At 63.7% G+C, this 14,155-nt stretch carries 6 protein-coding genes; all 6 read right to left on the minus strand.

The window, feature by feature from the left end:
• Positions 1-5,352, minus strand: a 5,352-nt coding sequence (locus G7025_RS25440) for a two-partner secretion domain-containing protein (protein ID WP_181081755.1), incomplete at its 3' end; no start/stop codon positions are given.
• Between the two features lie 31 nt (positions 5,353-5,383).
• Complete coding sequence (locus G7025_RS25445) at positions 5,384-7,105, minus strand: ShlB/FhaC/HecB family hemolysin secretion/activation protein (RefSeq protein WP_181081756.1); 1,722 nt, start codon at positions 7,103-7,105, stop codon at positions 5,384-5,386.
• A gap of 515 nt (positions 7,106-7,620) precedes the next feature.
• Positions 7,621-8,103, minus strand: coding sequence for a poly-beta-1,6-N-acetyl-D-glucosamine biosynthesis protein PgaD (gene pgaD, locus G7025_RS25450; RefSeq protein WP_181081757.1), 483 nt, complete (start codon positions 8,101-8,103; stop codon positions 7,621-7,623).
• A 2-nt stretch (positions 8,104-8,105) separates the two neighbouring features.
• Entirely contained in the window at positions 8,106-9,446 is a 1,341-nt protein-coding gene (gene pgaC / locus G7025_RS25455) for a poly-beta-1,6-N-acetyl-D-glucosamine synthase (RefSeq protein WP_181081758.1), read from the minus strand.
• Positions 9,447-9,448: 2 nt separating this feature from the next.
• Complete coding sequence (pgaB, locus tag G7025_RS25460) at positions 9,449-11,446, minus strand: poly-beta-1,6-N-acetyl-D-glucosamine N-deacetylase PgaB (protein ID WP_181081759.1); 1,998 nt, start codon at positions 11,444-11,446, stop codon at positions 9,449-9,451.
• A gap of 12 nt (positions 11,447-11,458) precedes the next feature.
• Positions 11,459-13,939 carry a poly-beta-1,6 N-acetyl-D-glucosamine export porin PgaA gene (gene pgaA, locus G7025_RS25465; protein WP_181081760.1) on the minus strand — a complete coding sequence of 827 codons (2,481 nt, stop codon included), beginning with the start codon at positions 13,937-13,939 and terminating at the stop codon, positions 11,459-11,461.
• Positions 13,940-14,155 lie beyond the last annotated feature (216 nt).

The raw sequence follows: 14,155 nt of genomic DNA on the forward strand, positions 1-14,155 counted from the left end.
GGTGAGGTTGGCGTCATTGCCGGCAGTGAGGGCACCCCGGTTGGTGAGGTCGCGGCCAGCGTCCATGGCCAGGTTTTCGCGGGCGACGATGGTGCCGCCGCTGCCGTCGGTGAGGGTGCGCATGCCGACGCCGTCACGCACTTGGATAGCAGTGGTGTCGTTGGTGATGTCGCCTCGGAGGGCGGTGAGGCGGACTTGCTTGCCGCGAATCTCACCGGCCATGGCGTTGCGGATGCTGTCCTGGGCCAGCAACGTCAGGTTGTTGCCGGCTTCGATCAGGCCGCCGTTGTAGAGACTGCCGCCAGCCGCAGCGGAGAGGTTGTTGCTGGCGCGCAGGGTGCCGACGTTGATCAGGTCGCCGCCGGTGACCAAGTTGAGGTCGCGGCCCTGGATCAGGCTGTTGCCGCGCACGTTGCGCGACTCGGCCTGGGCCAGGTAGAGCACGGGCACGAGGACGGTCTGGCCGTCGACCACGCGGTTTTCCATCCACACGATGTCGTGGGTCAGGGCGCCGACTTGCTGGCGGGTGAGGGTGACACCCAGGCTCAGGCGCAGCGCATCTTTGCTGGCCAGGGCGTTGTCCATCAGGTAGCGGAACTGGTCGGCGTCGCTGTACAGGCCGCCGGCAAGAAAGCGTTGGCCGGTTTGGGCGAGCACGGCGTCGCGAATCAGGCGACTCTCGTATTGGCCATCGCCGAGGCGACGCCAGGCGTTGTCCGAGCTGTAGCCAAGTTTGCCGAGCATGTAGTCGGAGCTGAAGAAGCCCGTGAGGGAGGCGAACTCGGGGTTGGTCTCGATCAGGTAATGGCTGGTCGGGTCAGGATTTTTAACGAACAGGCCGTACTCGCCCTTGGGCAGTTGGAAGTTGGGCGAGGTGGTCGGGTCGACCGGGGCGAAGGCGGTGCCGGTGTAGTCCACGGGCACGAAGCCGCCGCCGGGGGCCGCGCCTGCTACGGGCAGGATGCTGCCGGCGGCCTTGGCGCTCGGGTCGTTGGCGTGTTTGCTCAGGTTGATGTTGATGCCACCAACGGGGATGCCGGTCTGGTCGTCGCCGAGGGTGCCGGTCAACTGGGCCAGGGTGTTGTTGTGCAGCGTGCCGTTTTGCAGGGTGCGGGCGACGTTGAGGTTGACCGTGCCGCCGGCTTGCAGGGTGGCGTCGTAGCCGGGGCCACTGTTGTTGGTCCAGGTGGTGACGTCGCTTATGTGCTCGAAAGGATAGCTATTGGGTGAGCGGTTTTTCAGCTCTTCGAAGCGCGCCTTATCGAAATGCCCAGCCGCCGTGGCCGCATTGAAAGCGGGAACGTCGACCCATTGCATGCGTTCAAATAAATCGTCGGAGACACGTCCTGGCGTGGTGACGACAATCTTGCGCTGCCCTGTGCGCGTGGCGGCACCCTGGTTAAGCAGGTCACCGGCGGCAATACTCAGGTCGCCATTGGCAGCCATCAGGCTGTAGCGATTCTGCACATTGTCGCCTTGCAGCAGCATGTTTTTGCCAGCTACCAGGCGCGCCGCTGCCGAATCCTTGGTCGCCGCCTCAAGGTAGGTCTCGTAGATGGTGATGACGCCTTTTTCCCACCAATCTTTTTCGCCGCAGTGCTGGCCACAGATCCAACTCAAGCTGCCGGTGGTCAGCGTCTGCCCGAGTTCGAATTCATCTTTGGCGTTTTCGATAAAGCCCGCATTGATGCCGATCGAGCCTTCGCTTTCCACGGTGCCGGAACGGTTGCTGAACAGCGCGGCACGCCCGCCATCGCGCGCGGCGAAGCTCAAGTCGCCTTTGCTGTAGACGTCGCCATGAAGGTTGCTGAAACCATTGGCGCGCAGAGTCAGGTTGCCACCGCTGAACAGCAGCGAATCGGCCGCGTTGGTGATGCCGTTGACCGCAGTGAGATTTACCGCACCCTGGGCGCCGAGGGTGCCGCGGTTATTGATCTGCGCCGCGGCGATATCCAGTTGCTGACGCGCAGTGAGGAAACCGAGGTTGTCCAGGGTGCCGCCCAGTGTCAGGCGGGTATTGTTGGCCGCCAGGCGGCCGCCGTTCTGGCTGAGGTTGTTCGCCGCCACGGTGAGTGTCTGCAGGGCCGACACGCGACCGCTGTTGCTCATGTCGCCAGTGGTGATGCTCAGGTCACCGTCGCTGAGCAGTTCGCCGCCGTTGTCCAGGCTTGCCACATTGAGGACCAGGCCCTTGCCGCTGGCCATGCGGTCGCCGGCCTTGAGGGCCAGGCCTTGAGCACTTTTGTAGGTAAGCACTTCGTTGAGTTGCAGGCGACCGAGCCCGTCGACTTTGCCGAACGCCCAGTCGGCGGTGCCCATGCCGTTGATAGTGCCCTGGCTGCCGTTGAGGCTGGCGGTGTTGATGCGAAACAGGCCGCTGCCGGCGTGCTGCAACAGGCCGGCCTGGTTATTCAGGCTGGTGGCGTCGAGGCTGAAGGCCGCGCTGCCGAATTCGAGGGTGCCGCCCTCGTTGTTCACCGCGCCGCTGAGGTTGAGGCTGCTGCTGGCACCGCCAAGCGCGCGCAGTTGGCCTTTGGCGCTGTTGTCCAGGTTGCCACCGTTGAGGCTCAGCCCCTGGTTGGCTTCGATCAGGCCGCCCTGGTTGGTGAGGGTGTCGCGTGAGGTCAGGTTGAGCAGGTTGCCGCTGACCTGGCCGCCCTCGCTGTTGTCGAGGGTGGCGCCGCTGACGGTCAGCTGTTCTTTGCCGAACAGTTTGCCGCCACGGTTGGCCAGCGCTTCGACGGTCAGTTGCAGGTTGCCGACCAGGCTCGCCATCAGGCCGCCGCTGCCGTTGTCGACCTTGTCGGCGGTGACGGTCAGGCTGTCGCCTTGCACCGTGCCGCCCTGGTTATCCAGGCTGGTGGTGTGCAACTCGGTGAGGGCGCCGCCGCTGAGGATCAGACCCTTGCGGTTGCTCACATCCTGGCCGCTGAAGCTCAAGCCCCCGGCGCCGGCCAGCAGTTGGCCGTCGTCGTTGTTATTCAGGTGCTGGGCGGTGATGTCCAGGCGCTTGCCACGCAGGGTGCCGCCGCTGTTGTCGAGGGTGGTGAGTTGCTTGACCAACACACTGCGCTCGCCCGCGTCGATCTGGCCGCCGACGTTAGTCAACAGGTCGCTGACGTTGAGCACCACGTCGCCGCCATCGCTGACCAACGCGCCTTTGTTGCTGTTGGTGAAGCGCTGCGCCGTCACATCGACGGTTTGGCCGAGCAGGATGCCGGCACTGTTGTCGAAACGCTCGCCGTGCAGTTGCAGCAGGCCTTCGCTCTGGATGCGGCCCTGGGCGTTGAGCAATTGGCCCGGGCCTTTGAGCAGCAGGCTTACGCCCTGGGCGCCACCGGCGAGCAAGCCGGCGCTGCGGTTGTCGAGGCCGGAGGCGCGTACGTCGAGTTGGTCACCCAATACGCGTCCGGCGCGGTTATCGATATCGCCACCGGCGACGTCGAGCAGCAATTGTTTGCCGACGATGACGCCGCTCTGGTTATCCAGGTTCGCGGCGTGCAGTTCGATATTGCCCTGCCCGGCCTGCACGCGGCCCTGGGCGTTGTTGAGCTGTTGTGCGGCGGTGAGGGTCAGCTTGCCGGTGTCGGCGCTCAATACGCCGCCGGCATTGCTGCCGAGGGTGCCGGCGTTGACGGTCAGGTCGGTGCTGGCCTGGGCGAAACCCTGGGCGTTGTTGAAGCCGTTGGTGACGGTGAGGTTGAGCGCGCCGCCGTCGGCCTGGATCAGGCCCTTGAGGCTGTTGTCGAGCTCGGTGGCATTGACGTTGGCGGTCTTGCCCACCAGCACGCCGTTCTGGTTATTGAGCTTGCCGGCGTTGAGCGTCAGCTCGTTGGCGATGATTTGCCCGCCGCTGTTGTTCAGGTCGGCACTGGTGAGTACCAGGCTGCCGCCGGCCATCTCGATACGGCCCTGGTTGTTCAGGGATGCGCTGTTGAGCGTGGCGGCCTGGCCTTCACCGAAGCGAATCAGACCACCGAGGTTGACGATGGCCGGCGAGTTGATCGCCAGGCTCTTTTCGCCGAACAGGCGCGCGGTGGCGCCCTGGTTAGTCAACTTGGCGCTGCTGACGTCGACGGTCTTGGCCTGGATGATCGCGCCCTGGTTGGTCAGCGCCTGCGCGGCGGTGATCGCCAGGGCGCGGCTGGCCAGCAGGTTGCCGGAGGTGGTGACGGTTTGCGCGTTGACTACCAGGTCGCCGGTGGTATTGCGGCTGTTGTCGGAAGCGACGCCGGCCTCGACGATGCCGGGGTTGGTGACGGTCGCGGCATTGAGTTCAATGCGCTGGCCGGCCGCCACGCTCTTCTGGTTGACCAGGGCCTGGGCGCTGGTGATCTGCACGTTGCCGGTGGCGTAGACCTTATCGGTGAGGTCGACGTTCTGCGCTGTGACCTTGATGTTGCCGGCGGTGGCCGCTGCCTGCGCCATGCTCAGACGCCCATTGGCATCGAGCTGAATATCCCCACCACTGGCCGCCAGCGTGCCGTCGAGTTTCACCCCCACCCCGGCCTCGGTGCCCACCAGCTTGATCGCGCCGGCGTACATGCCGCCCAACGCGCTGGAGTCGATCGCCAGCTCGGGCTTGGCGCTGCCGTCGTCGGCGCGCGGTGTGGTTTTCAGGCTTTGGGCGTCCACATCGTTGCGCCCGGCGATTACGTTCAGTTCGCGCGCGTTGATCTGCGCGTTGATCTTGGCCGAGCGGGTGATGATGTCGAAGCGGTCGACGTTGCTGGCGTTCAAGCCTTCGCCGTCGATGGTCACCGCGCCGCCGTCAACCTGGTAGCGCTGCAGTTGACCGTTCGCGTCGAGCACCGGCTTGCCGGTGGTGAGGGTGACGTTCGGCGTGTTGATAAAGCCGCAGCCGCTGCAGGTGACGCCGTACGGGTTGGCGACGATGACTTTGGCCGACTGCCCCGCCACTTCGGTGTACCCGCGCAATTGGCTGGGGTTGCTGCCGGTGACTTCGTTGAGGATGACGCTGGCCGCGCCGCCTTTGAGGTTGGGGTTATCGACGATGTAGCCGCCCAACTGGGTGTTGGTCACCGCGCCGCTGGCGTTGTTGAGGATCACGCCGTTGGGGCCGACGTTGTATTGCTGGAACTGGTTATGGGACAAGCCGGCGCCGTTGGGCGTGGCGATGTTCACTACGGGCACGCCATTGCCCGCCGCGCCAACAGTGGTGCCCGGCGCGCTGACCACAATGCCTTCGGCCTGGGCCAGCAGCGGCTGCCAGAACAGCGCGTTGGCCAGGATCAACGCCAGCCCGCGCTTGGGCAGGCCGAAGAACGCGTCACGCGGCTTCAAAGCGGCGGAAGGTTGGCGGGCCAGGAAGGCAAATTGGCGAACATCCATTGTCAGATTCTCATTGCGGCGGGGCGTTGAATTACAGGAAGAAGTCCATACGGAAGTAGATCGGCGCTTCGCGCTCGCTCACTACGGCCGGTCTTTCCAAAGAATGGGCAAAGGTCACGCTGGTGCTGACGTGCTTGCCCCGGGCGAACAGTTCCAGGGAGTTGCTGGACACGCGGCCATGCACATCGCCGTTGTAGCGGTCGTTGCTGATCACGCCCTGGTCGTAGCCGACGCTGGCGCCGTACTCGGCAAAGGCCGGGCGCATCCAATCCAGGGTCACCGGGCGTGCCCAGCGCACCTCGTTGCGCCAGTAGCCGCCGCTGTCGCCGGTCAGTTGCTGATCCTTGAAACCGCGTACCGAGGCCGAGCCGCCCAGGCTCACGCGTTGCGGGCTGAACAGAATGTCTTCGCTGCGCTGACCGGTGGCCAGGCTGGAAAAACTCAACGACTCGCCCCACAGCGTGAACGGCTGCAGATAGCTGACGGTGGCGGTGTATTTGCGGTAGCGCGAATTGGCCTGGCGGTTGCCGAACGGATCGCGTTCTTCTTCAGACTGGGCATCGAGCAGGCCGATGCCGTTCTGCATGCCCAGGTCGAGGTTGACGAACGCATTGCCGATGCGCCGACCGTGGTTGATGCCGAACTGGAGTTCGCTGAGGCGGTTGCTGCTCGGCGCGGTGCGCACGTCGAGGACGTAGTTGTTGGTACGCAGATGGGCCAGGCCGACGTTCACCGAGGTCTTGCTCACGTCGTCGCGGTGGATCACCCGCTCGGCGCGCAGCTGGTGGTTCTCATTGTCGCCATTGAGCTTGAATTTGGTGCTGTCGGTCTGGCCGTACGTGCGGTAGTCGCTTTCGCTGTAGGTGTAGCTGAAGTTCCACCAGCCCCATGGCACGTTGTAATAGAGCATGCTGTTTTTCGAGGTTTTCTGGTGGTCGCTGACCGCATCGTGGCCGCCGCGCAGCATCAGTTGGTCGCCCAGGCCCAGGGGGCTGTCCCATTCCAGGCCGGCGCCCCACTGCTGTTCGCCGGTGCTTTTCTGGCCGTCGTTGTTACGCGACAGGCTGGCGCGCCAGGGCTTTTGCGGGGTGTTCTTGACCACCACGTCACTGCCGCCGATCTGCTGGCCTGGGGTCAGTTCCATCTGCGCCTGCTTGGAGGGCAAGCGGTTGAGTTGGTCCACCAGTTGCTCGATTTCGCGCAGGTTCAGCGCCTCGCCGACCTTGCCGGGAAAGGCCATGGCCAGTTCGCGGTCGGTCACGCTGCTGCCTTCGGCGCTTTTCAGCGCTTCGAGTTTGCCTTCGACCACCAGCACTTGCAGGTGGCCGCTGGACAGGTCTTGCTGCGGCAAGTAGGCACGGCTGGTGACGCGGCCTTTGGCGATGTAATAGTCGGTGATGACCTTGAGCAGTTCATTGAGCTGCGACACGCCCAGGCACTGGCCGATGTAGGGTTTGAGCAGGCGCGCGCGGTCGGCGACGGACAGGCTGTCGGCGCCCTTGAGTTCGATGTCTTGGATCGGGAAGCAACGAGTGTCTGCCGGCGTCGTTGGAGCGGCGGGCTTGGTCTGTTTGCCGGGCAGGTCCTGAAGCTCCTGCAGGCGACGGCTCTGTTCTTCGAGCAGGCGATTCTGCCGGTCGCGGATCAGGTCCTGATCGCCGGGCGTAGGCGCGGCGGACGCACTGTTCACGCTTAAACAAGCGAGCAGGAAAGTGCACAGCGATAACCGAATCCGTGGCAATAACAGGGGCATGTTCGATCCGTCGAAAAATCAAGGGGGCGCAAACTAACATCGAACTTGCTCTAACCCAAGCACAGGGGTTAGTTGCACGCTCGCACTTACTTAACGCCTAACCTATTGATTATTAATAATAAAAAAACATCAAAAAGAACTAATGCCATTCGCTGGAGTGATTATTCCGACCAGTGGCGATTCTTTTTGAATATGAGCCGAGCACCTTGATAAATAGCCATTATTTCGCCATCAAGGTTCCGCCGAGATAGGTTAGTACCGAGAAAGCAGGAAAAGTTCGCGGGCGTTTTGTGAATTGGATCCCATTTGTCGGGATTGCGCTGCAAGGCAGGAAACGCTCACCGGCAGGGCCACCTGTTTTTCGTGCCCCCTTGCAGGTACAGGTGTCTACACAGCTTCGGCGTAAACATAACCTGAGAAAATGAGGTTGTTGTGGTGAGCAGGCTTGCCCTGCTCACCACAACAAGCCCGCTCACCCCATGACTGCACGGCCGGAAGCTATCCACCCAGGGGATTCAGCCGATGTCCTGGCCTTTTTCCTGGCCGGGCACGAGGGTCAGTGGCGGGCGTTCCACGTCACGGGAGACGTGGGATTTAACTTCGCCCACACCGCCGTCTTCATCGTTGTGAATCACCAGTACGCCCGGACGGCGCAGTTGTTCCAGGTCGCCCGCGCCCAATTTGAAGCTCTCACTGAGATGCTTGTCGCTCAGGCCGCTGGTTTGTGCGCGGCGCTGGGCGAATTTGCGGCCTTTGCGTTGCTGATAGCGCGCCCAGGAGACCAGGATCACCGCGTTGAACAAGGCGATCCACAGGTAGATCTGCAGGGTGTTGAGCGCTGCGAAAATCGGTGCTTCGATCCGCGGGCCGCCATGGGTTTCGAGCATCGAAGTGATGCCGCGCGCGAGCAACCAGATCAAGCCGGCCCAGGCCATCAGGGTCAACAGCACGTCGATAATCCACATCACCAGGCTTTGGCGAGTTCTGACCAGGTTCATGATCACGCCTCCTCACTGACAGGTTTGATACCACGGTCCGGGCTCACCCAGCGCGCGCGTTTCTGATGCTGGTTGAACAGCACCTTGGGGAAACTCACCAGCGTGGTAAACAGGCTGACCAGCCAGAACACCATCGGGTACCACACCGTCCAGAACAGGGTTTTCCATAGGTCTTTCTCGTAACGGCGGTCGATGATAATGCTGACCGCGAACTGCAGCAGACACACCATCGCCAGCACCAGACCGGTAAACGCCGGCGGCATCAGGGCGTCGACGGCGATTGCCTGCGGCAGCGGAATAAACTTGCCCACGCCCCAGAAAATCACCGACAGCAGGAAGGTAAACGCCCAGCCGGTGGACAGGCAGTACTCGAACAGCAACGGCCACAGGTAGCGGTGACGCCATTGCCAGATGCCGCGGATGTTCTTGAACAGCACTTCGGCGCCGCCCTGGGCCCAGCGCAAACGCTGCTTCCACAGGCCGCCGACGGTTTCGGGCATCAGGATCCAGCACAACGCGCGCGGCTCGTAGAAAATGCTCCAGTGGTCCAACTGCAGCTTCCAACTCACGTCGATGTCCTCGGTGATCATGTCGGTGCTCCAGTAGTCGATGCGGTCCAGCGCTTTCTTACGGAACGCCACCACCACACCCGACACCGTGAAGATCCGGCCGAACACGCGCTGGGTGCGCTTGATCAAACCGATGATCGACGAGAACTCGCCCACCTGCACACGGCCGATCAAAGTCGACCGCGTGCGAATCCGTGGGTTGCCGGTAACAGCGCCCAGCCGGGGGTTATCGAGCATCGGCGCGACCAGATAAGCCGCCGCGTTTTTGTCGAGCAACGCATCGCCGTCGATGCACACCAGGTATTCGCTGCGCGCCGCCACCGCACCCATGCGCAGGGCCACGGCCTTGCCCTGGTTCTGTGCCAGGTGCAGCACGCGCAGGCGTGGATGCTCCAATGCCAGGGCATCGAGCACCGCTGCGGTGTTGTCCTTGGAGCCGTCGTTGACCGCGATCACTTCAATGTTCGTGTACAGCTGGCCGAGCGCCGCATGGATGGTATCGGCGGCGTTATCCCCTTCGTTGTAGCAAGGGATGATGATCGAGATCAGCGGATTGCCGGCCAGGGTCGGCGCCGGAGTGTCTTCCTGCCAGGGCCAGTGGCGTTCCCAGTGCAGCCAGAAGTACAGGCCGCCGGCAATCCACAGCGCTGACATGAACAGCGGGTAGAAGAATACGAAGTCCATCAGGAACTGCCCGGTGACCAGGAAGATCAGGCCCAGAGGCACGCCCAACACCAGCGCCAGTACGAATAAAGCCAGGATTCTGTCGAACATGGTCAAGGGTTCCATTGGTTGGAAAGGGCCGGACGCACGGTCTTCAAGTCCGGAGAGTTTTCCAGGAAGTTGTCCGGGTAATAACCAAAACTCGTGACCCCCTGGCGTTTGAGCACACCCATCCATTCGGCCATTTGCGCACCGTTGATATCGGTGGCGTCTTTGGTGCGCCAGTCTTTGGCCTGCAGTTCAAACACCGTGCGCTCCAGCGCGCCGGAGCGCTTTTTAACGGTGGCTACCAGTTTTTCCAGCCAGGCATTGGAGGTGTTTACCTGCTGGCCTTCCATCAACGGCATGGCCATCGGTGCGGTCCAGTCGTAAGCCTGGAGGAAATCGTCGAGGTTCTGCGCGAACCAGGCTTCGCTCGGCGGGTTAAGCATCGGCTCGGCGAAGATGTTGCGCGCGGTCAGCACCTGCGGGCCGCGGATGGCGCGCACCTTGGCGGTCAGTTCGTGGGTGAAGTCGATCAGGTAGCGGCTCTTGAAACGCGTCCAGCGCTGCATCACCGCCGGGTCGGCGCGCAAGGCCGCAATGCTATCGGGCAAGCCGTTGGCGGCGTAGGTCTTGAGCGCGGCGGGGCTGGCGTCTTCGAAGTCGTTGAACACCGCATCGTCGTGATAAAGGATGCCGTCGATCGGCCCCACCCGCGCCAGGTCCTCGTAGATCTCGCCGATGATTTTGCGCACGGCCGGATCGAATGGCGACAGGCGCTGGTACTGGTCGGGATCGAGGCCGACGTTGCCGGTTTTCGGGTCCCAGCGCGTTACACGTGGGAGCTTGGGGTCAAGGGCAAAGCTGAGCACCGGCATCCAGGCATACACGCTGGCATGGGCGCGGGTACGCAGCTGCCAGGCGACGCGGTTGAACAGGTCGGCGCGCATCGGCAAGTGGCGGTTAGGGAAATACAGTGAATGCACCAGGCCGTCGCCCTTGGGGTCGGCGAAGGCTTGCAGGAACACTGTGCCGGCGCCCATATCCACCACGCGCTGCACCAGTTGGTCGAGGTTGCGCGCCTGCTGGGCGGCGTCCGGGTCGTACACGTTGTCCAGGTCCACATGCAGCACGCGCAACGGCGCCTTGGCCTGCACGGCCACGATGCTGTTGGCGAAGTGCTCGCCGTCCGGGTCGGAGGCCACCAGAAAGCGCGGGCTGCTCATCAGGTCGCCGAGGTTGTCGAGGCCGTCTTCGAGGGTGAGGGCCATCTGGTAACCCTGCTCGCCGACCACCGCCAGCGACGTGCCGTCGGCTGCGCCATACGGCCATACCCACACCCGTGGCGCCTTGCCGGTGACGGCGCGGATCTTGTTGGAGATCGCCACCACGTCGGCGCGCATGCGCGCCTGGAACTGCGCTTCGGTTTCGTAGCGCTGGGTCGCCGGATCGTAGCTGCGGGTGGTCGCGGCCGGCTCCAGGTTGCCCTGGGGGTTGGCCAGGATGCCTTTGTGGTTGGCGTCGGTGTGCGCGGCGATTTCCACCAGACCCGATTGCGACACCTCGCGAATCTGCTCCCAGGTGAGGAACTCACCCCGGGGCCGCGGCATGCCGGCGAAGTCCACGGGTTTATTCATCGGCGTGTCGATCCAGTAGCCCACCGGCGCCAGCAATGCCGGCCAGTGATAGGCGCGCAGAATCGGCATCACGCGGGTATAGAAGCTCGAATAGCCGTCGTCGAAACTCAGCATGATCGCCTTGGGCGGCAATGCCGGGCCGCCACGGCGGGCGGCGAGGATCTGGTCGACGCTGACCGCCTGGTAACCGTTCTCGCGCAGCCAGGCCAATTGTTCGATCAGCCGCTCGGTACGCACCGCCACCACGGCCTGGTCGGGATCGCGGTCCGACACGTCGTGGTAAGCGATCCCCAGGAAATGGTTCTTCGGCCACGCCGCTTCGTTGGCCGGGGTCGGCCGCTCGGCGGGTGGGGTGAAGGGCGCGGGTTGCTGGGCGCAGGCGCTGGCCAGCAATACACCCAGGAGCAACAAGCAACGGCTGAGAACAGTCATGGTCAGGCTCTTTTAGAAACGGTAAGTGAGGTCGACGAGCAGGCGCAGATCGCGTTCGCGATCACCGTCGTAGGGTCGGCTGATCAGGCTCAGGTTGGCGCCGACTTCCAATACGTCGTTCCAGCGAAAGCGTTGGCCATAGCCGATCAGGCCGACGCCACCGGTGGAATAATCCCGCTGGTTGTAAGTACCCGCACCGACTTGGAACTGCTGACTCCACTGGGTCTCGTAGCGGTGGTAGAGCACATGGTTGACGTTGACGGTGGGCAACACGCTGAAGTCCGACTTCGGGTTGAAATACACCGTGTCTTCCTTGCTGTTGCGGCTGGTGGCAACTTCCAGGCCCAGGTCCACTTGCACCTTCGGCGAGCTGTAGAGGCCCTCGCGGCCGGTGAGCACTGCTTCGACGCGATCATTGCCGTCACTGAAATGGGACGGGCTGACGGACAACTTCCACTCGCGGCTTTCGTTGGCGCGCCAGCGGATAAAGCCGCTGCCGCCATTGGCGGTGATATCGGCGTTCAACGCCCGCAACGGAGTGGTGGCGGCGAGGTAATCGAGGCTAGCCCCGTATTGCCAATGGTCGTTGAGGTCATGGGCAAACGCCACGCGCGCGCCCTGCTTGGAACCAAAGCCGTAGGAGTGGTTGGACACCTCGGCTTCCAGGGTCAGGTCACGGGTGCGCCGTTCCACGCCGACGCGCTGCCAGCGGTGCTGGCCGGTGCCTTCTTCAAAGTCGGCGGTGGCGTAACCGGCACCGGCGAACAGGCGCCAGTCTTCGTCGATGGGCGGCGTGTAGATCACGCTCTCGATGCCCCAGTCACGGCTGCCGGCCACCGCACCGGCGTCGCTGTCATTGCCGCCACCGTAGCTTTTGCCGGTGTAGGCTTCGACGCGCAGTTCGGCCATGTCATGCACATTGCGCAGGCGGTTGAGGCGCTGCACCTGGCGACTGTCGGGGTTGCGCGCGACCACGTCGTCGGTGAGCACGTCGAGCTGGCGCCACTCCTGCAAGTCCATGGCGGTGTAAGCCTGGGACACTTCCAGGCCGATGTCGCGCGGGGCCTGGGCTTCGGTTTCCTTCAGGATGCCTTCGGCGCGGCGCGGCAGGTCGCGGGCGCGGTACATGTCGGCCTGGGCCAGGCGCAGGCCGACGTTGCCCGGGGCCTTGGCCACCAGTGCATCCAACCCGGCCTCGCTGCCCGGCAGGTCACCGCCGTAGACGCCGGACTGGGCGGCCAGTTGTTGGGCGTCCATCCATGAATCGTTGGGGTTGCCGATGGGCAGGCCCTTGAGTTCAACCCGGGGTTTCTGGCTGTTGGCCAGGCCATTGGCGACTTCACGCGCTTGCTCGCCCTGATCGCTCTCCTGCAGGGCGTAGAACAACGCGGTGGTGTCTTCGACACGGTCATCCGGCTCGGCATCGGCGGCGCTCAGGGCCTGACGGTAGAGCGGCTCGGCCTTTTCCGGCTGGCGTTGGTCCAGGTAGGACGCCGCCACCCAGCGCACGGCGTAGGTGGGTAATTGCACGCCTTCGCGGGTCAAGGTTTCGTATTCGCGCACCACATCCGCCGTGCGCGCCCGAGCCTTGAGGGCGCCCAGGCGATCGATGCGCCAGCGCACCACGTCATCGTGGGCGCTGGCGTCGGGGGTCCAGCGTGCGAGCAGGTTGTCGTAAGCCTGCAGCGCACGGTCGGCGATCACGTAGCGCTCCTGTTCGCTGCGGGTGGCGAACTCGGCCATGCGCACACGCTCGGCGGCCAGGTCGCCTTCCAGGCGGCGTTGGGTAACCGCATCCAGCAGGCCCGGACGCTGGGCCGACAGGCGCAACGCAGCCTCCGGCAAGCGAGCCTTTTGCAGGGCAACGATGTACTCGCGAGCAACTTCGGGTTTATCGCCGGCGCGCATAAAAGCCTGGTCGAATTCGAACAGGGCGTCGTAGTTCAAGCCGGCACGGGTCAGCGCATAACCCAGGGCCATGCGGCGGTTGGGGTCGTCAGGCTTGGCGGCCACCAATGCACGGGTGCTCTGCACCGCCTCGTTGGCCTTGCCGCCATCGGCCTGGGTGAGGGCCAGGCCCAGTTGCAGGTCGATGTTGTTCGGTTCGCGCAGCAACGCCTGACGGTACACCGCCTCGGCCTGGGCCCACTGTTTCTGGTTGCGATAGGTGCGCGCCACCGTGGCGAGCGCCTGGGTGCTGAGGTTGCGGTGCTTGCCCTGGGCCTCGTAGACCTGCAGCACTTCGGCGTCCTGGCCGGCCCAACCGGCAATCACCAGGTGATCGCTGACCTGGCCGGGCGTCTGGCGCTCGGCGGACAACTGGCGCAATTGCGTAAGGGCGGAGGTGAAGTTGCCATTGCGCGCCTGAATGATCAGCGCATCGTAGGCCGAGTCGGCCAGGGCGTAAGCGGGCATCAACAATTGGCTGCACAAGGCGACCCCGATAAGCAGTCGCAACCGGCCTGATGCACTGAGTGGAGGGTTTGGCAACATATCGTGAGCTTCCTTACAGGGAAAGCTGTAACGATAGGTAGTCCTGGGCGTTTCGCTTCAGGGTGCCGACGTCTCATGACCCGGCCTAGCTTTCCTGTGGGCACTATCGCCGAGCGCGGGGCGCAAAAGCGCAAATCAGAACAATTGTTCAGATTTGGATAAGGACGTGGGATTTATACGCGGGACGGGAGGGAACGCTGCGTGTGGCGAAGGAGC

The sequence above is a fragment of the Pseudomonas lurida genome, assembly GCF_013522705.1.
Lineage (GTDB): Bacteria > Pseudomonadota > Gammaproteobacteria > Pseudomonadales > Pseudomonadaceae > Aquipseudomonas > Aquipseudomonas quebecensis.

Bases quoted from the DNA above. Each gene is read 5' to 3' on its own strand.
- pgaA (WP_181081760.1), bottom strand. From the start codon at position 13,939: ATGTTGCCAAACCCTCCACTCAGTGCATCAGGCCGGTTGCGACTGCTT.
- pgaB (WP_181081759.1), bottom strand. From the start codon at position 11,446: ATGACTGTTCTCAGCCGTTGCTTGTTGCTCCTGGGTGTATTGCTGGCC.
- pgaC (WP_181081758.1), bottom strand. From the start codon at position 9,446: ATGTTCGACAGAATCCTGGCTTTATTCGTACTGGCGCTGGTGTTGGGC.
- pgaD (WP_181081757.1), bottom strand. From the start codon at position 8,103: ATGAACCTGGTCAGAACTCGCCAAAGCCTGGTGATGTGGATTATCGAC.
- G7025_RS25445 (WP_181081756.1), bottom strand. From the start codon at position 7,105: ATGCCCCTGTTATTGCCACGGATTCGGTTATCGCTGTGCACTTTCCTG.